This is a genomic window from Kitasatospora sp. NPDC001261, assembly GCF_042896795.1.
GTDB lineage: Bacteria > Actinomycetota > Actinomycetes > Streptomycetales > Streptomycetaceae > Kitasatospora.
The window spans coordinates 143,891-162,866 of sequence record NZ_JBIAXP010000026.1 but is presented as its reverse complement, the minus strand read 5'-3'; the positions used below and the strand labels follow the sequence as shown (position 1 = coordinate 162,866).

Genomic DNA, 18,976 nt, shown 5'->3' with positions numbered 1-18,976 from the left:
GTGGCAATGTACTAAATTATGGTCCGCGGGGCATTTTCGGGGGCCGCGGGGCGGGGGGGCCGGGGGGGCGGGGGGGGGGGCCCGCGCCCCGGCCCGCCCCCCCCCCCCCCGCGGGGGGCGCCCGGCCCTTCCACGTGTGCGGCGTGCCTCAGCCGGCGGCGGCGACGCCCGCCTCGCCCATCGCGCCGATCCGCCCGAGCAGGTCGACGATCCGGGACTGGACGTCCTCGCTGGTCGAGCGCTCGGCGAGGAACAGCACCGTCTCGCCGGTGCGCAGCCGGGGCAGTTCGCGCGGGTCGAGGTCCACCGAGGTGTAGACCACCAGCGGGGTGCGGTGCAGCCGGTCGTTGGCGCGCAGCCAGTCCAGCAGGCCGACCCGGCGGCGGCGGATCTGCAGCAGGTCCATCACCACCAGGTTGGGCTGCACGCTGCTGGCCCGGGCCACCGCGTCGTTCTCGTCCACCGCGTGCTCGACGTGCATGCCGCGCCGCTCCAGGCTGCTGATCATGGCGGCGGCGATGTCCGGGTCGCCCTCGACCAGCAGCACCCGCGGGGCGTGCTGCTCGCCGTCGCGCGGCGCGAGGGCGCGCAGCAGGACGGCCGGGTCGGCCCCGTACGCGGCGTCCCGGGTGGCCTGGCCGAGGCCGGCGGTGACCAGTACCGGGACCCGGCGGTTGAGCGCCGCGGTGCGCAGCGACTGGAGCGCGGTGCGGGTGATCGGGCCGGTCAGCGGGTCGACGAAGAGGGCGGCGGGGAAGCCGGGGACCTGGGCGTCCACCTCCTCGCGGGAGCGGACGATCACCGGCAGGTAGCCGCGCGCCTGGAGGGCCTGCTTGGTGGCCGGGTCGGGCTCGGGCCAGACCAGCAGCCGACGGGTGTTGGCCAGCTCGCCGGTCGGGGCCGACGGCTGCTCGGGTGCGGGCCGCTCCTCGGCGGGCGGGAGCTCGGCCATCGGGCGCGGCGCGGTCCGGGCGGCGTCGGCCGGGACGGGCGGCTGCGGCGCGGCGGCGGGCACCGGGCCGAGCTGGCGCGGCGGGGCGAGCTCGCCCAGTCCGGTGCCGACCGGGCGCGGTCCGGACGGCTCCTCGGCGGCGGGCAGCGCGGCCCGGGCGGGCGCCAGCGCGGTGCCGGGGGAGGGCTGCGCCTGGCCGGCCTGGCCTCCTTGGCCGCCCTGTCCGGACGGGCCGGAGGCGTTCACCAGGGCGTCCGGGCCGGGCCCCGGCGGGACGGCCAGCCGGCGGCGGCGCCCGGTCGGGGCGGCGGCCGGTTCGGGCGGCGCGGGCGCGGGGCCGGCCGGCAGGGCGTGCTCCAGACCGGGGTAGACCGGGGTGTCGGCCGCCCCGGGCAGGGCGAAGCCGCCGGAGGACTCCTCGGCCGAGGGCAGCGCGCGGCGGCGGCGGTGCCTGGTCTCGCCGGAGGCCTGCTCCTGGGCCGCCTCGGCGGTCGGGGTGCCGCCGGGCGGGGTGCCGTCCGGGGCGGCGGGCGCGGGGGCCGGACCGAGGGCGAGCGGCTCGCGCCCGCCGGGGCGGTTCGGCTGCGCCCGGTGGCCCTCGACGGGCACGGCGTAGGCGGGGCCGGAGCGGCCGTCGTCCTTGCCCCACGGGTCGCTCTGGGCGCCGTTCGGCCCGGCCAGGCCCTGGCGGCCGTACGCGGGGTCGTTGCCGGTGCCGTTCCACTGCTCGGGGACGGCCCGCTCCACCCGGGCGGGGGCGTTCGGCCACTGGTCGGCCGGAATGTCGGGGTTGCCGGGAGCACCGGGAGCACCGGGAGCACCGGGGACGCCAGGGGCGTCGGGGGTGTCGGACGCCGGGGTCTCGGCGGCCGGGCGGCCGCGGCGGCCGCGCCGCTCGGCGGGCGGCTCCGCGGCGGGCGCCCGCTCCGCGGCGGGGGCCGCGGCGGCCTCGGGGGTCTCGGAAGCGGGCTGCTCGTCGGCCGCCGCGGGCTCGGCGCCCTCGCCGCTGCTGGGCAGCTGCGGGATGCCCGGGAGCTCCGGCAGGACGGCGCTGTCGCTCTCCTTGGGCCGGTCGGAGCGGCCTTCGGCGGCGGCGCGCTCGGCGGCGGCCTTCGCGGCGACCGGGTCCAGCGGCAGCTCGACGACGTACGTGGTGCCGGCCTTGCCGGGCAGCTCGTGCGGCTGGAGCACACCGCCGTGCCGCTCGACCACCGCGCGGGCTATCGGCAGGTGGACGGGGCTGCCGCCGACGCCGGGGCCGCGGATCTCGACCCGGGCGACCTCGCCGCGCTGGGCGGCGGCCAGTACGACGGTCGGCGGCTCGGGGGCGGGCGGCAGCGCGGGCGCGGCGGCGCCGTTCAGCCCGGGCACGGTCAGACCGGGGGAGGGGGCGACGGGGGCGTCCAGGGAGAGTCCGACGCCGCTGACGTCGGCGACCAGGTGGGCCAGCGCCTGGGCCAGCCGCCGCTCGTCGGCGATCACCTCGACCGCGGCGGCGTGCACCGAGAACCGCACCCGGCCGGGGCCGACCAGCTCGCCGGCCTCCTCGACGGCCCGGCGGACCACCTTGTCCAGGCCGACCGGGACCCGGGACGCGGCCTTCGGCCCGTCCTTGCCGTCCTTGGCGCCGGCCTTGGGCTCCTTGCCGTCCTTGCCGTCCTTGGCCTCGGCGGCGCCGCTCTCGCCGGCCTCGCAGCGCTGGTGGTCGAGCACCCCGTCGATCAGCTTCCCGTACCGGCGGCACTCGGCGGCCAGCCGGCGCAGCGTCCAGTTGGCCTCCGGCCAGAGCTGGCCGGCCGGGTCGGCGGCGAGCGCGTCCAGCCGCTCGTTCAGCGCGTTCAGGGCACTGCCCAGCTCGCTCTCCAGGACGGCGGTGAGGTGCTCGTTGCGGGCGACCAGGGCGAGTTCGCGGCTGCGGTCGGTGAAGGTCATCACCGCGCCGACCAGCTGGTCGCCGTCCCGGACCGGGGCGGTGGTGAGGTCGACGGTGACCGGCCGGCCGTCCTTGCGCCACAGCACGGTGCCGCGCACCCGGTGCTTGCGCCCGGAGGTGAGGGTGTCCAGCAGCGCCGACTCCTCCAGCGCCAGCGGGGTGCCGTCGGCCCGGGAGTGCTGGATCAGCGGGTGCAGCTCGCGCCCGCCCAGCTCGCTCGCCCGGTACTCCAGGATGTGCGCGGCGGCCGGGTTGACCAGCACGCAGCGGCCTTCGAGGTCGACGCCGAGCACGCCCTCGGCGGCGGCCCGCAGGATCATCTCGGTCTGCTTGTGCTGGCGGCGCAGCTCGGCCTCGACGCCCAGCCGGCCGGAGAGGTCGCGGACCAGCAGCAGGAGCAGGTCGGAGGAGGAGGGCGAGTTCTCGCGGTACGAGTCGTACGGGGAGCGCGCGTAGCCGCGGCCGTCGCCGTCGTCGGCGAAGTCGTTGCCGGAGACCTCGACCGGGAAGGTGGTGCCGTCGGTGCGGTGGGCGGTCATCCGGACCGGGCGGTCGAGGGCGTCGCCGTCGCGGGTGGCCGGTCGCATCGAGCCGGGGATGCGGCTGGGGTCGAACTCGGGCAGCAGACCCAGCACGCCCATGCCGACCAGTGAGGTGCCCGGCGCCTGCAACGCCTGGACCGCCGCGCTGTTGGCGTCCACGACGGTGCCGTTGCTGTTCACCAGCAGCAACGCGTCGGGCAGGGCGTCGAGTATGGCGGCGAGGCGAGCAGCGCCTCGGATCGGCCTGCTGCTCACGTCGACAGGTCTCCTCGGCTCGGGGCAGCTCCTCCGGAGACGGCAGTATCTCATTCTTCTTTGCGGCGGAGTCGACCCGCCTAGTAACGTTGGCGGCGGTTGGTGCCGAGCCCCACGGTTGTGGCATCATCACTGACACACGGAACGGCTCCGCTCGCGCGGGTACGATCCCTGTGGGGAGGCTTCGCCTAGTCCGGTCTATGGCGCCGCACTGCTAATGCGGTTTCGGGGTTATTCCTGATCGAGGGTTCAAATCCCTCAGCCTCCGCCAGTCGGGAGCCCCCGTCGACGATCTCGTCGACGGGGGCTCTTCGCGTTCCCGGACACGTTCCCGGACACGTTCCCGGCTGCGGTCCGGCTGCGGTCCGGGACGGCCGGGAGCGCGGCCCCGGCGGCGCGCGGGAGGAGGTCGGGAGGGGTCGGGCGGGGCCCGGAACAACCGATTTCGTCCTACGCCGCAGGTCATGTAATGTTGTCCCCGCAACGCCTCGGCGGCAACGTTCACCAGGGCGAGCGCTCATAGCTCAACGGATAGAGCACTTGACTACGGATCAAGAGGTTGCAGGTTCGAATCCTGCTGAGCGCACTCAACTCCGCAAGATCGGGTTCGCCCGTTCCTTGCGCTCATAGCTCAACGGATAGAGCACTTGACTACGGATCAAGAGGTTGCAGGTTCGAATCCTGCTGAGCGCACCATCGAGAAGCCTCCGGCCACCGGCCGGGGGCTTCTCCGTTTCCCCGGCGTACCCGGCGAGTGATTCGAACACAGGCCACGGGTGGGTGGCCGCGTCCCGGAGGCCGGTGCCCGCCGAATGGGCCTGGAGGTGCCATTCCCGCGTCCGTTCGGGTGGCGCCGATTGCCGCCTAATGGATGAAATGCAGCCGTTTCGGGTACATCCCGTCCTGCCGCCCGGATGACCGCCGAACGGGTGGGACACGGCCAAAAGCACCGGTGTCGCAGTATGACCGGCCCAGGATCGTGATTCCTTTTTGTCGGATCTTGTGCAGACTGCCCACCCCCCGGCAGCCGACCGCGAAGGAGAGCCGGATGAGCCGACAGTTTCCCCGTACGGCTGTCGCCCTGGCCGTCCTCGCGAGCGGGCTGCTGACCGCGTGGAACGTCCCGCTCGCGGCGGCCTTGCAGTCCCCCGACACCCGGTCCGCCGAACACCGGGCGGTGCCGCCCTCCGGGCTCCCGGCCCGGGTCGACCTCGACGCCGCCCCGCAGGAGTACGGCACCGCCACGCACGTGGCCTCCGACCTCCTCCTGGGCGCCGGCGCGACCGCCCCGGAGCGCACCGGCCGCAGCGGCGCCGACGTGTCGATCGCCCTCCCCTTCCCCACCGAGGCGGCGATCGGCCGCTACTACCGGCTCACCGTCCCGGTCGCGGTCGGCGACCGGCCCGCCACCCTGGCCGGCTGGATCGACTTCGGCCGCGCCGGCCGGTTCGACCCCGCCCAGCGGGTGCAGACCGAGATCCCGGCCGGCGCCGCCACCGCGACCCTGGAGTGGACCGTCCCGCCCGGCGCGGCCTCGGGCGAGACCTGGGCCCGGCTGCGGATCGGCCGCGACGCCGGACAGCTCGTCTCCTCCGGCGGCTTCGCCGATTCCGGACAGGCCGCCGACCAGCGGATCGAGCTGACCGTCGGCGCCGCCCGGCCGGAGATCGCCGAGCCGGTCGCCGGTGCCGTCCTCGCCGACGCCCGCCCGCAGGTCAGCGGCCACGGCGCGGTAGCCGGCGCCACGGTGGAGGTCCGGGAGGGCGACACCGTCCTCTGCCGGACCGAGGTCGGGAGCGGCGGTGACTGGTCCTGCCGCCCCGGCACGGAGCTGGCCGTCGGTCCGCACGCCCTCACCGCGGTGGAGACCACCGGCGGCGGCGTGGTGCTGCGCGGCGATCCGGTCACGGTCGACGTGAAGACCGTGCCGCCGGGCGCTCCCACGCTCACCGTCCCCGCGTACACCGACGACCCGGGGCTCCGGCTCACCGGCACCGGCGAGGCGGGCAGCACCGTCTCGGTCCTCGACGAGGGCTCCAGCGACGAACTGTGCATCACGGGGGTGCCGGCGGGCGGCGCGTGGTCCTGCCTGCCGGTCGAGGACCTGACGGACGGGAAGCACCTGCTCACCCCGGTCGCGGTCGACCGGGCGGGCAACCGGACGGCCGGGCTGCCGGTCCCGCTGGTCGTCTCCACCGCCCTGCCGGGCCGGCCGGTGCTCACCTCGCCGGCCCCGGGGGAGACCGTGCGGGTCAGCCGGCCGAAGCTGGCCGGCCGGGCGGATCCGGGCACGGACGTGCTGGTCACGACGGGGGCCGACGCGGGCGCGGAGCCGGAACGGCGGACGGTGCTCTGCGGGGCGACGACGGCGTTCGACGGGAGCTGGAGCTGCACGGCCAACCGGGACCTGGCGGCCGGGGAGCAGTGGCTGACCGTCACGGCGACCGACCGGGCGGGGAACGCGGCCTCGGCGGAGCCGGTGCCGGTACGGGTCGCCACGGCGGAGGCGGCGCCCGCTCCGGGGGCGTCGAGCCCGGCGGTGCCGAGTGCGGCGGCGCAGAGTTCGGTACTGCCGAGCCTGGTGCTGCCGAGTGCGGCGGCTTCGAGTGCGACGGCAATGGCGACGGCTTCGGCTTCGGTTCCGGGGGCGTCGAGCCCGACGGCGACGGTGTCGGCGTCGAGTTCGGCAGCGAGCCCGGTGGCGTCCGGTGCGGCGGCGGTGCCCTCGGGCCCCGCCAAGCCGAGCCCGAGCGCCCAGGGTGCGGCGGTCGCCTCGCCGACTCCGTCCGTCGCGGCGGCGCCAGCGGGGGTGCCGGTCGCCGTTCCGCCGGTGGGCGCACGGCCGGTGACGGCGAGTCCGGTGGGCTCCGGTCCGTCGGCAGGTCCGTCGGCGGGGCCGTCGAGGGCGACTCCCGGGCCCGTGAAGACCGTGGCGGCCGCGTCCGCCGCTTCCACCAGGCCCGTCGTCCCGACCCTTTCGACCGCCGAGGCCTTCTCCCCGAGCCTGACGCCGGCCCCCGCTACCGGCCACGGCGCCCCGGCCGCGGCGGTCGTCGCGGTGCGGCCCGGGCCCTCACCGGCCGGAGCCGCCGACCCGGTCGACTCCGCCGGGCCCGCCGGGGACGCGGTTCCGCCGTTGGCGGCGCCGCCGGTGGAGACCGCGCAGGGCGCGTCCGGGCGGTCCGGGGCGACCGGCTGGCGCGGTGGAATCGCCGGATTCCTGCTGGTGCTCACCGGCCTCGGGCTGATCACCCGTCGGGTGTTCGCCCGCAGGCCAGGTGCTCCTCGGCGCTGAACTGCGCCGAACTGTCCCGACCATCAGTTCATGTGCCTGCGCGTCAGGTCGGCTTTGGATGATTCGTCAGTAAATGTCGACACACCTCGGCTCAAATGTCGCATTTGATGACGTATGAACTTAGCCTGACCCTGGCACTGCCCGTCAGATCCGGGCCGCCCGTTGCGCGACACACCGACCCAGAGGATCCGTGCATGGACGTCACCCGCGATTCTTCGCAGCGACCCGACAACCTGCCCAAGGCGCTTCCGCCGGCCCTGCCGGAACGTTCCGCCGTCGGCTCCGGCCCGCTGGCCGGGACCACCGCCGTCAAGACCCTCAAGCCGGGCGGCCCGGCCGACAGCGGTCCGGCGACCACCCCGCTGGCCGTCGTCCCGAGCCCCTCCCACGGCGGCTCGGCGGACCTGCGGGACCCGCTGGAGTCGGCCGCCCCGGAGACCGTCGAACTCCCGGACCCCATGGTGGCCGGGGCCCTGACCGCCACCACCTCCCGGCGCCCGCCGCGCGCCGACCAGGCGCTGCGCGAGCAGCGCGCCACCGCGCTGCCCGGCTGGCTGGCCCTGCTGGCGGTGCTGATTGGCGTGGGCGGCGTGCTGCTCGTGCTGCTGCGCACCGGCGTCATCCCGTACTGGGACGCGCTGCCCGACCTGCGCGGCAGCGCCGCGCGGGAGAGCGGCCGGGTGGAGGTGGACGCGCCGTGGATCGCCGCGGTGGCCGCCGCCGGCCTGCTGGTGGTGTTCACGCTCGCCGGGCTGCTGGCCAACGCGGGCGGCGAGACCCGGGTGCTGACCCGCTGGGGCCGCTACCGGGGCACCGTCCGCCGGACCGGCCTGGTCTGGGTCAACCCGCTGCTGCGCCGCCGCCGGGTGGACGTGCGGCTGCGGCACTGGCGCAGCGAGCCGGTCAAGGTGGTGGACCGCACCGGCACGCCGATCGTGGTCCGGCTGCTGATCGTCTGGCGGGTCAAGGACACCGCGCGGGCGCTGCTCGCGATCGAGGACCACGAGAGCTACCTGCGCGAGCAGGTCCAGGCCGTGCTCACCCGCACCGCGTCCACCCTGCCCTGCGACAGCAACGCCGCGCCCGGCCCCGCGCTGCGCGACGGGCAGTGGTTCGCCGACGAGATGACCAGGGCGCTGGCCGCCGAGGTCGCCCCGGCCGGCCTGGAGGTCTACTCGGTGCAGCCGTTGGCCCTGGACTACGCGCCCGAGGTGGCCGAGTCGATGCGCCGGCGCAGACTGGCCGACCTGGACGCGGGCCTGCGCACGGTGCTGGTGGACGACGCGGTCGAGGCCGCGGCGCTCGCCGTCCGCCGGCTGGAGCGGGCCACCGCGCACGAACTGGACGAGGCCGCCCGCAGCGCGCTGATGGAGCAGCTGCTGGTCGCCTTCGTCGCCCCGGCCGGAGTGGCCGCCTCGGTACCGTCCCCGGCCGCCCGTGCCGGGCGGAAGGAAGGACGACCCGCATGAGGATAGCCACCGGCGCGTACGCCGAGTCCGGTATCGGCCCCGACGGCGATCCCGGACTGATCGGCTTCGAGGAGCGCCTCGGCAGCATCCCCGCGCTCGCGGGCTGCGGCTGCCCGAACTGCGTCGTCCGGCCGCGCACCGCCCGCTCCGCGGCGGCGGTCGGCGGCAGCCGAATACACCGGGCCGTGCGGGGCACCTGCCTGGCCACCACCGTGCTGGCGGGCGCCGGCGTCGTCGGCCTGACGGCCGGCGCCGGATCCGCGCACGCCGCGGCCGGGAAGCAGGGCTGGGACGGCTCGAAGTACTGGTTCAAGAACGGCTCCGGCGAGTGGCGTTGGACCAGCCACTACGACGTCTACGCGAGCCGCACCGGGCAGTCCGGCGGCTCCTCCGGTTCCTCCGGTTCCTCCGCTCAGGCCGTCTCCAACGGCTCGGCCTCCTCCGCCGGGATGCGCCAGGGCTGGGACGGCTCGAAGTACTGGTTCAAGAACGGCAGCGGCGAGTGGCGTTGGACCAGCCACTACGACGTCTACGCGAGCCGCACCGGGCAGTCCGGCGGCTCCGCCCGGACCCCCGCGCAGCCCGCGCCCCCCGCGAGCCGTCCGTCGGCGAACCCCGCACCGGCCTCCGGGAGCATGGAGTCGGCCATCGACTACGCGCTCGCCCAGCTGGGCAAGCCGTACGTCTGGGGCGGCAACGGCCCGTCCGGCTACGACTGCTCGGGGCTGGTCCAGCAGGCCTACCGGCGCGCGGGGATCAGCCTGCCGCGGGTGGCCGACGACCAGTACGCGGCGACCACGCCGATCAGCGCCGGGCAGCTGCGCCGCGGCGACCTGGTGTTCTGGTCCGACAGCGGCCGGGCCTCGGGGATCCACCACGTGGGGATCTACCTCGGTGGCAACAAGTTCGTGGAGGCTCCCCGGCCGGGCACGACCGTCCGGATCTCGACCCTCAGCCAGGGCTACTACCCCACCCACTTCGGGCGGCCGTGACCGCGCGGCCGTAACGGCGAAGGCCGTACCGGGCCCCGACAGCGCGCCGCTGTCGGGGCCCGGACCGCGTTCGGAGCGGCCGCCGCGCCGGGCGGGCTCAGGCGGAGGCGGCGTCCAGCAGGGCGGTCTGCTCCGGGGTGAGCTGCAGGGTGGCGCCGACCAGCAGCGGCGGGAGCTGCTCGACGGTGCGGGCGCTGGCGATCGGGGCGGCGACCGTCGGACGGGCGGCGAGCCAGGCCAGGGCGACGGAGGCGGGCTCCACTCCCTGCTCGGCGGCGACGGCGTCCAGCGCCTCCAGCACCTTGGGGCCGCGCGGCTCGGCCAGGTAGCGGGCGGCGCCCTCGGCGCGGGCGCTGGCCACGCCGTCGGCGCCCGGACGGTACTTGCCGGTCAGGAAGCCGGAGGCCAGCGCGTAGTACGGGACGGTGGCCAGGCCGTGCTCGGCGACCACGTCGGCCAGCGGGCCCTCGAAGGTGCCGCGCGAGACCAGGTTGTAGTGCGGCTGGACGGCGACGTACTTCGCGAGGCCCTCGCGCTCGGCGAAGGCCAGCGCCTCGGTGAGCCGCTCGGCGGAGATGTTGGAGGCGGCGACCGCCCGGACCTTGCCCTCGCGGACCAGCTCGTCCAGCGCGGTGACGAACTCCTCGACCGGGGTGTCGTCGTCCCGGTGGGTGTAGTAGAGGTCGATCCGCTCGACGCCCAGGCGGCGCAGCGAGTCCTCGGCCGCGGCCTTGATGTTGGCGGCGCCCAGGCCACCGCGCTCGGCGAGCATGCCGACCTTGGTGGCGATCACGACGTCCTCGCGGTTGCCGCGGCTGCGCAGCCAGTTGCCGAGGACGGTCTCGGACTCGCCGCCGGTGTTGCCCGGGGCCCAGGAGGAGTAGACGTCGGCGGTGTCGACGAAGTTTCCGCCGGCCGCGGCGTAGGCGTCCAGGACGGCGAAGGACTGCTGTTCGTCGGCCGTCCAGCCGAAGACGTTGCCGCCGAGGGAGAGCGGGAAGACGGACAGGTCGGAGGTGCCGAGGCTCACCCGGCTGTGGTTTCCGGTCATGAAGGCAGTCAACCCCATGGCCCGGCCCGGCATTCCGGGAACCCCGCGGTCTTCACGAGGCTGTTGCACGGAAGGGTGGTGTGGTCCGCGCGACGGGGGTCCGGGGTGTGCCCGAGGTGGGCCGATTCGTTAGAGTCCGTGCCATGGCTGACAACGACTACGACCCCGCCGGCAGCACCCAGATGTTCCGGGCGTTCGTCGACGAGAGCCCGGCGCCCCAGGCCCCGGGCAACGTTTCCACCTACGGCAGCAGCAAGAGCAGCGGCCGCACCGGCGTGATCGCGCTGGTCGCCGTCGTCGTGCTGGTCGTCCTGGGCGCCGTCGTCTGGCTGGCGGTCAAGTGACCTTCGCGCGGGTGACCCTCGTCCGGGTCACCCGCGCGACGGAAGACGAACACCTCAGCAGGGCTTGCGCCAGGCGTTCAGTTCGAGCTTCTTCCGCATCGAACTGAAGCCCAGCGACTTGGCCTTGCCGCAGAACTGGTCCGTGTCGAGCTTGTACTCGACGTGGAAGACCGCCTTGCCCGCCTTGACGAAGGGCGCGACCCGGTCGCACTCGTCGAACTGCGCGCACTCCTCGTTGACCGCGAAGTCGAAGTCCGGGAGCAGGGCCGGGATCTGGTCCAGGTCGTTCTTCAGGCCGATGGCCAGGCCGCGTTCGTGGGCGAGCTGGGCCAGCATCCGGTTGTACTTGAGCTGGTCGTCCGGGGTCAGCGGGAAGCCGCTGTTCTGGTTGTACGCCTCGATGGTGTCCGGCTCGACGGCGTCGAAGCCCTTGCTCCGGCACATGTCGAAGCGGGCGGCCATCAGCGGCTTCAGCTGGTCGAGCTTGCGGATGTCGAACCACTTCTCGCCCTTCCAGCCGGTGTCCGAGCCCTGGAGGGACTTGGCGAAGGCGGCGGAGTCGGGGCGGAAGTCCTCCCAGGAGCCGGCGTTGATGTAGCAGATCACCTTGCGGCCCTTGGCGTGCAGCGCGGCCACCACCGAGGCGTCGTTCTCGAAGCCGTCGATGTCGTAGACCGGGACGTCCACCGACTGGTCGACGCCGCCGCCGAGTTGCCACTGCCAGGCGAGGCCCGGGGTGGGCTGCCAGCGGGCGCCGGCCGGCGGTGCCGGGTTGCCCGGCGGGGTGCCGGTGCCCGGCGGGGTGCCGGGAGGCGTGCTGCTGCCGGGCGTGCCCGGGGCGGGCGCGGTGGTGCCGGGAGCGGTGGGCGCGGGGGTCGGCGTGCCCGGCTCGGTGGTGCTCGGGTCGGGGGTGCCGGGGGTGCTCGGCGCGGTGGCCGCGGGGGAGTTGCTCGGGGTGCCGTCGGCCGAGTCCTGGTCGTCCTCCGATCCCGAGCTGCTGCACGAGCTGACCAGCAGGGCGGTGGCGGTGGCGAGGGCCAGGGCGGCCGGGAGGTGCCGGTGGTTGCGGCGGTTCACGGTAGTCGGACTCCGGATCGGGTCAGGTCAGTTCGGCGGCGTTCAGGCCGTACGGCAGGGTGCGCCAGGGGTTCTCCCCGGCCCCCGGTACGGCGCAGCCGACGCCGGCTCGCCGGGCGGCGATCAGGGCGGCGGCGTCCTGGGCGTGCTCGGAAGGGACGTCGTAGACCAGGTGGCAGAAGCGGGAGGCCGCGTGCCGGCCGGTCCACAGCGGCAGCGTCATGGCGCGGTAGGCGTCCCAGTCGCCCTCGAAGGTCACCAGCAGGTCGGCCAGGCCGACTTCTGCGTAGCCCGGGTCCGGGTGCTCGCCGTGGCCGAACACCACGGTGCCGCAGCCGGCCGCGCGGGCGGCCGTGGCCAGCCGCCGGTAGTGCGCGAGCGCACCCGGGTGGGTGGAGACCTGGTCGAGGTAGACGCCGGTGATGCCGTGGCGCTGACGGTACGTCAGGATGTCGGCCACCACGGCCGCGTGCGGCCGGCGGCCGTAGTCGGTGTCGGTGTAGCCGACCAACGGCAGTCCGGCGGCGCGGAGTTCGTCGGCGGCCTCGGCGAAGACGTGGTCCGGGAACTCGCCCGGACCGTCGGCGAGGTTGAGCACGACGGCGGCGATCCGGGCGGGGTCGGCGGCGGCGACCGCCTGCCAGGCCGCCGGGTCCACCGCGGGGTGGACGTACAGCGGCACCAGCAGGCGGCCGTCGGGGGTGTGCCCGGCGGTCATGCGACCACCGGGTCGGGCGTGGGCCCGGCGGTGCCGAGCCACAGGTCGCGCAGGGTGTCGGCGAGGTCCGTCTCCGGCCGCCAGCCGAGCTCCCGGTCGGCGGCCGACACGTCGGCCTGCTGCCAGGAGACCGTGGCCGAGCGCTCGGAGCCCGCCCCGCTCTCGTCGATCCGGCCGGTGAAGCCGGCCGCGGCGACCAGCCCGTCCGCGATCGCCCGGACCTGCCGGGCGTGCCCGGAGGCCAGGTTGAGCACCCGGGGGAGCGGACGGTCGGCGGTGACGGCCAGGCCGACCGCCTTCGCCACGTCCCGGGCGTCGACGAAGTCGCGGTAGGCGGAGAGGTCGCCGACCGTGATCACGCCGTCGGCGCCCTCGGGCGCCACCCGGCGCAGCTCGGCGGCCAGCCGGCCTGGCAGCGAGCCCGCCGGGGCGCCGGGGCCGACCGGGTTGAACACCCGCAGCACCACGGCGTCCAGCGGCGAGCCGGCCACCGCGAGGGAGCCGGCCAGCTTGGTCGCGCCGTACACGCCGACCGGGCGGGCGTCGGCGTCCTCGGCGAGGGACTCGCCCCGCGCGCAGACGCCGTACTCGCCGGCCGAACCGATGTGCACCAGGCGGGCCTTCGGGGCGCCGAGGGAGAGCGCCTCGCAGAGCACCGCCGGGCCGCGGGCGTTCACCTCGGCGAGCTTGACCGCGCTGCCGGCCACCGCGCCGGCGAAGTTGACCACCGCGTCGGGGGCCAGCGCGGACAGTTCCTCGCCGAGCGGGCCGGCCTGGGCGGTGGCCAGGTCCAGCCGGAGGTCGTGGGCGGGCCGCCGGCCCGCGGTCAGCACGGTGGCACCGGGCACTGACCGCAGGACGGCGGTGGCGTGACGGCCGAGGAAGCCGTCGCCGCCGAGGAGCAGAATTCTCACGCGGCCCGTCCGTCGCTCTCGGCGCCCGCGGTGGCGGGCTCGGTGGTCGCGTCGTCCGGGGCGGTGCGGGCGGCCGGGATCGGCAGCTCCGCGACACCCGGTGTGATGCCGCTCGACTCGAAGGGCATCAGGACCGGACGGATGGTGGAGAACTCGGCGTTGGCCCGGTCGTAGTCGTCGGGCCGGCCGATGTCCAGCCAGTAGCCGCCGAACTCGTACGCGGCGGGCGGGGTCTCGGCGGCCAGCAGGTCGAGCACCAGCTCGTCGAAGCCCAGCGGCAGGCCGGGGGTGTACTTGGCCAGCGCCGAGCGGGAGACGCCGTACACGCCCATCGAGACGCGGTAGTCGATGCTGGGCTTCTCCTGGAAGCCGGTGATGGTGCCCTCTTCGGAGGTCAGCACGCCGAAGTCGATCTTGACCTGGCGGGCGTAGGTGGCGATGGTCAGCGGGGCGCCGGACGCCTCGTGGTGCTTGAGCACCCCGGCGAAGTCCAGGTCGGTCAGGATGTCGCCGTTCATCACCAGGAAGTGCTCGGGCAGGCGCTCCTGCATGGTGAGCAGCGGGCCCATGGTGCCGAGCGGGCTGTCCTCGACGGCGTAGCCGACCCGCAGGCCCCACTGCGAGCCGTTGCCGACGTAGGCGCGGATGATGTGGCCGAGGTGGCCGATGGCCAGGGTGACGCTCTGGAAGCCCGCGGCGGCGAGCTGGCGCATCACGATCTCCAGGATCGCGTGCTGGTCGCCGATCGGGACGAGCGGCTTGGGAAGCGCGGTGGTGTACGGGCGGAGACGGACGCCCTTACCGCCGGCCAGGATCACTGCGTGCATGGTGTTTCCCCCACGGAAAGGATGTGCAGGACACGAACCTTGGTTACCAGGACGAGCAAGATCGGTCGGGGCGGGTCAGACGTTGTAGATGTCGGTCTTGTAGCGGGCCAGGTTGGCCGGGTCGCGGAAGAACTCGATGGTCTGCTCCAGGCCCTGCTCCAGGCTGAAGTTCGGGGCCCAGCCGGTGGCCTCGCGCAGCCGGGTCGCGTCCGCGACCAGGCGCATGACCTCGGAGTTGGTCGGACGGATGCGCTGCTCGTCCTCCTTCACCACCAGGTCCACGCCCATCAGCTTGCCGACCAGGGTGACCAGGTCGCCGACCGAGATCTCGCCGCCGGTGCCGGCGTTGAAGGTCCGGCCGACCACCGTGTCGGCGGGCGCGGTGCCCACCGTGCGGAAGGCGTTGGCGGTGTCCTTGACGAACGTGAAGTCGCGGGTCGGGCGCAGGTCGCCGAGGGTGATCTCGGTCTGGCCGGCCGCGACCTGGGCGATCACGGTCGGGATGACGGCGCGCATCGACTGGCGCGGGCCGAAGGTGTTGAACGGGCGCAGGGTGACGACCGGGGTCTCGAAGCTGGCGTGGTAGCTGTCGGCCAGCCGGTCCCCGCCGGCCTTGGAGGCGGCGTACGGGGACTGGGTGTTGATCGGGTGGTCCTCGGTGATCGGCACGGTCTGCGCGGTGCCGTAGGTCTCGCTGGTGGAGGTGTGCACCAGGCGGGGGATCTCCTGGTGGCGCACCGCCTCCAGCACGTTCAGGGTGCCGGTGACGTTGGTGTCCACGTACGAGTGGGGGGCGCGGTAGGAGTACGGGATCGCGATCAGGGCGGCCAGGTGGTAGACCGCCTCGGTGCCCTTGACCAGGCCGTTGACCGAGCCCGGGTCCCGGACGTCGCCGAGGACGATCTCGACCGAGTCCAGCACCTCCTCGGACAGGGTCTCCAGCCAGCCGAAGGACGAGAACGAGTTGTACTGGACCATCGCGCGGACGTGGTGCCCGTCGGCGACCAGGGTCTCGACGAGGTGGGAGCCGATGAAGCCCTCGGCTCCGGTAACCGCAACGCTGCTCATGCGGATGTCGCTTTCTCGATCTGCCGGGGCGGCCGGACGCACTGGGGTGGCCGGCCGCCGTTGGCCCGGTGGGTGTCTCAGGTGGAACGGGTACGGCGGTGCACGCGAAGGAGGCGTGCGGGATATTCGATGTGTTCAGCGGTGCTGGGTGGTGCGTTTTCAGCGGTGCTGGGTGGTGCGGCCGAGCGCGGGCCCGGCCAGTGCGGTGAGGACGAAGGCGGCCGTCCCGCAGCCGATCAGCTGCAGGACGATCGGGTCCGCACCCGCCAGCAGCCCGGCGCTCTCGGCGACCGCGGCGGCCAGACAGACGAGGGCGGTGCTCCAGCTGAACCCGAAGGCGTTCAGCAGCAGCGCCAGCCAGAGCGAGCCGCCGAGGAGCAGCATCGCGCCGAGCTGCGGCACGCCGAGCGCGGGGGCGCCGGGCCACAGCACGGTCGCGGCGGCGTCCAGCGCGGCCACGGTGGTGAGGTAGATGAACAGGCAGCCGAGCAGGATCCCGCCGGTGCGGCGGGTGAACTGGCCGCTGGTGTGGCTGGTGCGCAGGGCGGCCACCGCCATCGCCCGGTAGCGGAAGAGCAGCCACTCGGCGAGGCCCAGGCTGAGCGTCAGCGCGATCATGGCCGGTCCGGTCGGGGTGGTCGACGTGGCCTGCGCGGGGAGGCCGCCGGACTGCACGGCCTGGTGGATCGTCCCGCCGAGGCCGGCGATCAGCGTGAGCGCGCCGCAGGCCAGGCCGAACAGCAGGTGCGGGACCTCCTGGCGGACCGGCAGCCTCAGCTCGACGGACTCGCGTTCGCCGCCGCGGATGCAGACCAGCAGCTCCCGGACGGCCAGTCCGACCGCCAGCACCAGCGAGACGAGCAGCACGACCGTACGGACCGGCTGCGGGACGTCCGCCGCCAGCACCACGCCCGCGCCGACCGAGGCCGGGGCCAGCGCCAGCAGCAGGAACTTCTCCCGCCCGAGCACCAGCAGCACGGTCGCCGCGCCCAGGTAGCAGGACTGCCCGGCGGCGAAGCACAGCGCGCCCAGCGGCCCGCCGACCACGTACGCGGCGGCCGCCGCGACCAGCGCGCCGACCGGGGCGCCGATGGCCAGGCAGACCGCGGCCTCGCGGCGGCGCAGCCGGCCCAGCCAGCGGTAGGAGCGGTGCGCCAGCGCCTGGTTGAAGCCCCAGCTGACCAGCGTGGCGACGGACAGCGCGAGCATGCCCGAGGGCAGGCCGAAGCGCATCCGGGTGGTCGCGAACAGGTTGGCGCCGAGCAGGTAGCCGAGCCCCGGCAGGGCGAACACCAGGCCGCGCACCACGCAGCGCCAGGGGTCGGCCCGCCAGGGGTTGGCGAACTCGGAGCTCGGGCCGGGGTAGCGGCGCTCGACCTTCTCGAACAGTTCCTCGGCGACGGTGAACGCGTCGGGGCGGCCGTACAGCAGGGCGGCCTGCTCGTCCGACAGGCCGTCGGACTCCAGGAAGGCCGCGATCTCGTACGGGTGGACGGCGTCGGCGCAGACGTCGCGCAGGCGCTCGGCGAGCTCGTCCAGCGGGTCCGCGGGGAGGTAGAGCGAGTCATCCTGCTCCGGCTCCGGCTCCTGCTCCGACGGGGCGGGACGGCGGCGCTTGAGCGGCAGGGCGCGCAGCTGCACGGTCTGGTCGGGGCCGGCCTCGCCCGGAACAAGCCTCAAGGGACCGCTCACGCGTCCACCTCGCTGTGCTCGGCGGCCGCTGAGCGGGACACGCGCCTTTCGATGGTTCGCTCGCTGCGCTCGTTCACGCTCTGACCTCGCTGTGCTCGGCGGCCGCTGAGCGGGACACGCGCCTCTCGATGGTTCTGTCGCCGTGCCCGTTCACGCGCCGACCTCGCTCGGCTCGGGGCGGGCGGCGGCCAGCTGCTGGTCCCAGTCGGGGCTGGGGACCTGGTCGGTGACGGCGACCATGCCGCCGGGCATCCAGCGGGCGGTGCCCAGGAGCTCGGTGTAGATGCCGCGGAAGCCGTCGATGTTCTGGCGGAGGGTGAACTGCTCGATCACCCGCAGCCGGGCGCCCTCGCCGAGCCGGGCGCGCCGTTCGGCGTCGCGCAGCAGCTCGATCGCGGCGGCCGCCATCGGTTCGGGTTCGCGCGGCGGGACGACCAGTCCGGTGTCGCCGACGGCCTCGCGCACGCCGCCGACGTCGGTCGAGACGGTCGCGCGGCCGCAGGACATCGCCTCGATCAGGGTGAACGGGAAGCCCTCGCTGATGCTGGAGAGCATGACCACGTTGCCCGCCGCGTACGCGTCGGTGATGTCGGCGACGCGGCCCTCGAAGGCCACCGAGTCGGCTATGCCGAGCTCGGCGGCCAGGGCTATGCAGCCGTCCCGGTACGCCTCGCCGCCCTTGGGGGTGCCGCCGAAGAGCCGCAGACGCGCCTCGGGGATCTCCCGCTGGACGATGGCGAAGGCCCGGATCAGCGTCTCCAGGTCCTTGATCGGGTCGACCCGGCCGGCCCAGCTGAGGGTCGGCGTCTCGGGCTCGGGGCCGGCCGGCGGGAAGGCCGCCGGGTCCACCCCGTTGTAGACGGTGCGGATGTGCGAGGACGGCGTGCCGCCGCGCTCCTCCCAGCGCCGGTTGTACCGGTTGCCGGGGGTGACCAGGGCGGCCTGCCGGTAGCTCTCCTCGGCGAGCATCCGGTAGAAGCCGAGCAGCAGCGCCTTGACCGGCCAGCGGTAGGGGCCGGTGCGGTAGCCGAGGTAGCGCTCGCGCAGGTAGATGCCGTGCTCGGTGAGCAGAAACGGTACGCCGTACTGCTGGGCGGCGATCAGCCCCGGCAGGGTGGCGAGGCCGCCGCTGGCCGCGTGCGCGACGCCGTCCTTGGGCGGCTCGACCGAGAGCGGCCGCAGGGCGTGCTCCAGCAGGTCGGTGGCGTTCAGGGCGTCGTGCAGGGTGGGCCGGGAGACGGCGGTCGGCAGGTAGTCGCGGGTCCAGACCTGCTGGAGGGTGCGCAGCGCGCGCTCGCTGCGCAGCGCCGGGCTGAGCAGCCCGTGCCGGGCGAGGTCGGCGAAGTTGTACAGCTCGGTGCCGAAGTGGGTGGTGTAGACCGGGTCGAGGATGGAGTGCAGGAAGCGCTCGTACGCGTTGAGGAAGCGCCGCATCTCCTTGCCGCGGGGCGCTCGGCCCTCCGAGGCGGGCCCCCACAGCGGCGCGGTGGTGACCGACCGTACGTTGGCGGGCAGTTCCCAGGCCAGTGGCTCGTGGCCGGTTCCGGTGACGGCGATGACGTCGAACTCGACGTCCGGCATGCCCTGAACGAGCTGGTCGCACCAGACGCTCACGCCGCCGTGCTGGTGCGGATACGTCCCCTCGGTGAGCAGGGTGACGCGCATTCCTGTCCCCCCTCCTGTTCTTGCGTAGGTTCCGGCCTGGATGACCGGAACGGGAGCCGTGGCGGGGGCGGGCCGGGCGCCCCGCCCCGCCCCCCCCGGGGGGGGGGGGGGTGGTTTACGGTTAACCGGTGGCGGAGCGGGCGGGGGTGCTGCTCGGCGTGGGCGTCCCCCCCGAGGCCGTG

At 74.8% G+C, this 18,976-nt stretch carries 12 protein-coding genes, 3 tRNA genes and 1 pseudogene; 7 read left to right on the top strand and 9 right to left on the bottom strand.

All coding sequences use genetic code 11. From position 1 onward, the window contains the following. Positions 1-148 precede the first annotated feature (148 nt). Complete coding sequence (locus ACFY4B_RS31125; RefSeq protein ID WP_387973562.1) at positions 149-3,682, bottom strand: PAS domain-containing protein; 3,534 nt, start codon at positions 3,680-3,682, stop codon at positions 149-151. Between the two features lie 177 nt (positions 3,683-3,859). Here ACFY4B_RS31125 and ACFY4B_RS31120 point away from each other — a divergent pair. From ACFY4B_RS31120 to ACFY4B_RS31095, 6 genes are all read left to right on the top strand, one after another. After that, positions 3,860-3,953: transfer RNA gene (locus ACFY4B_RS31120), tRNA-Ser, on the top strand. Between the two features lie 242 nt (positions 3,954-4,195). Beyond that, a tRNA-Arg gene (locus tag ACFY4B_RS31115) sits at positions 4,196-4,268 on the top strand. 34 nt (positions 4,269-4,302) lie between these two features. Beyond that, positions 4,303-4,378, top strand: a tRNA-Arg gene (locus ACFY4B_RS31110). A 352-nt stretch (positions 4,379-4,730) separates the two neighbouring features. Further along, positions 4,731-6,977 (top strand): Ig-like domain-containing protein, encoded by a 2,247-nt coding sequence (locus ACFY4B_RS31105; RefSeq protein ID WP_387973559.1) that lies wholly within the window; start codon positions 4,731-4,733, stop codon positions 6,975-6,977. A 194-nt stretch (positions 6,978-7,171) separates the two neighbouring features. Further along, positions 7,172-8,446, top strand: coding sequence for an SPFH domain-containing protein (locus ACFY4B_RS31100; RefSeq protein ID WP_181970622.1), 1,275 nt, complete (start codon positions 7,172-7,174; stop codon positions 8,444-8,446). Then, positions 8,443-9,438, top strand: coding sequence for a C40 family peptidase (locus ACFY4B_RS31095; RefSeq protein WP_387973555.1), 996 nt, complete (start codon positions 8,443-8,445; stop codon positions 9,436-9,438). Before ACFY4B_RS31100 ends, ACFY4B_RS31095 begins: the two co-directional genes overlap by 4 nt. Before the next feature lie 97 nt (positions 9,439-9,535). On the opposite strand, the gene ACFY4B_RS31090 is transcribed toward ACFY4B_RS31095, so the two are convergent. Next, entirely contained in the window at positions 9,536-10,489 is a 954-nt protein-coding gene (locus ACFY4B_RS31090) for an aldo/keto reductase (protein WP_387973552.1), read from the bottom strand. Positions 10,490-10,632: 143 nt separating this feature from the next. Between ACFY4B_RS31090 and ACFY4B_RS31085 the strand changes: the two genes are divergently transcribed. Next, on the top strand, positions 10,633-10,833 hold the full coding sequence (locus tag ACFY4B_RS31085) for a hypothetical protein (RefSeq protein ID WP_049650146.1): 201 nt from the start codon (positions 10,633-10,635) through the stop codon (positions 10,831-10,833). A gap of 54 nt (positions 10,834-10,887) precedes the next feature. On the opposite strand, the gene ACFY4B_RS31080 is transcribed toward ACFY4B_RS31085, so the two are convergent. The 7 genes and pseudogenes from ACFY4B_RS31080 to pelF form a co-directional block, all read right to left on the bottom strand. Beyond that, on the bottom strand, positions 10,888-11,910 hold the full coding sequence (locus tag ACFY4B_RS31080) for an endo alpha-1,4 polygalactosaminidase (protein ID WP_380780622.1): 1,023 nt from the start codon (positions 11,908-11,910) through the stop codon (positions 10,888-10,890). Between the two features lie 22 nt (positions 11,911-11,932). Next, entirely contained in the window at positions 11,933-12,628 is a 696-nt protein-coding gene (locus ACFY4B_RS31075) for a spherulation-specific family 4 protein (RefSeq protein ID WP_074001827.1), read from the bottom strand. After that, a complete protein-coding gene (locus tag ACFY4B_RS31070) occupies positions 12,625-13,542 on the bottom strand; it encodes an NAD-dependent epimerase/dehydratase family protein (protein ID WP_387973548.1) in 918 nt (305 codons plus the stop codon). The genes ACFY4B_RS31075 and ACFY4B_RS31070 overlap by 4 nt, the downstream gene beginning before the upstream one ends. 125 nt (positions 13,543-13,667) lie before the next feature. After that, positions 13,668-14,369, bottom strand: a pseudogene (locus ACFY4B_RS31065) (NDP-sugar synthase); the annotation flags it as partial. A 75-nt stretch (positions 14,370-14,444) separates the two neighbouring features. Beyond that, positions 14,445-15,437 (bottom strand): SDR family NAD(P)-dependent oxidoreductase, encoded by a 993-nt coding sequence (locus ACFY4B_RS31060; protein ID WP_117488606.1) that lies wholly within the window; start codon positions 15,435-15,437, stop codon positions 14,445-14,447. Between the two features lie 159 nt (positions 15,438-15,596). Beyond that, the gene (locus tag ACFY4B_RS31055) at positions 15,597-17,129 is read right to left on the bottom strand and encodes a hypothetical protein (protein WP_387973545.1); all 1,533 of its coding nucleotides are present in this window, start codon (positions 17,127-17,129) and stop codon (positions 15,597-15,599) included. Positions 17,130-17,279: 150 nt separating this feature from the next. After that, on the bottom strand, positions 17,280-18,794 hold the full coding sequence (pelF, locus tag ACFY4B_RS31050) for a GT4 family glycosyltransferase PelF (protein WP_049650152.1): 1,515 nt from the start codon (positions 18,792-18,794) through the stop codon (positions 17,280-17,282). Between the last annotated feature and the right edge of the window lie 182 nt (positions 18,795-18,976).

Bases quoted from the DNA above. Each gene is read 5' to 3' on its own strand.
- ACFY4B_RS31105 (WP_387973559.1), top strand. From the start codon at position 4,731: ATGAGCCGACAGTTTCCCCGTACGGCTGTCGCCCTGGCCGTCCTCGCG.
- ACFY4B_RS31100 (WP_181970622.1), top strand. From the start codon at position 7,172: ATGGACGTCACCCGCGATTCTTCGCAGCGACCCGACAACCTGCCCAAG.
- ACFY4B_RS31095 (WP_387973555.1), top strand. From the start codon at position 8,443: ATGAGGATAGCCACCGGCGCGTACGCCGAGTCCGGTATCGGCCCCGAC.
- ACFY4B_RS31090 (WP_387973552.1), bottom strand. From the start codon at position 10,489: ATGACCGGAAACCACAGCCGGGTGAGCCTCGGCACCTCCGACCTGTCC.
- ACFY4B_RS31085 (WP_049650146.1), top strand. From the start codon at position 10,633: ATGGCTGACAACGACTACGACCCCGCCGGCAGCACCCAGATGTTCCGG.
- ACFY4B_RS31075 (WP_074001827.1), bottom strand. From the start codon at position 12,628: ATGACCGCCGGGCACACCCCCGACGGCCGCCTGCTGGTGCCGCTGTAC.
- ACFY4B_RS31060 (WP_117488606.1), bottom strand. From the start codon at position 15,437: ATGAGCAGCGTTGCGGTTACCGGAGCCGAGGGCTTCATCGGCTCCCAC.
- pelF (WP_049650152.1), bottom strand. From the start codon at position 18,794: ATGCGCGTCACCCTGCTCACCGAGGGGACGTATCCGCACCAGCACGGC.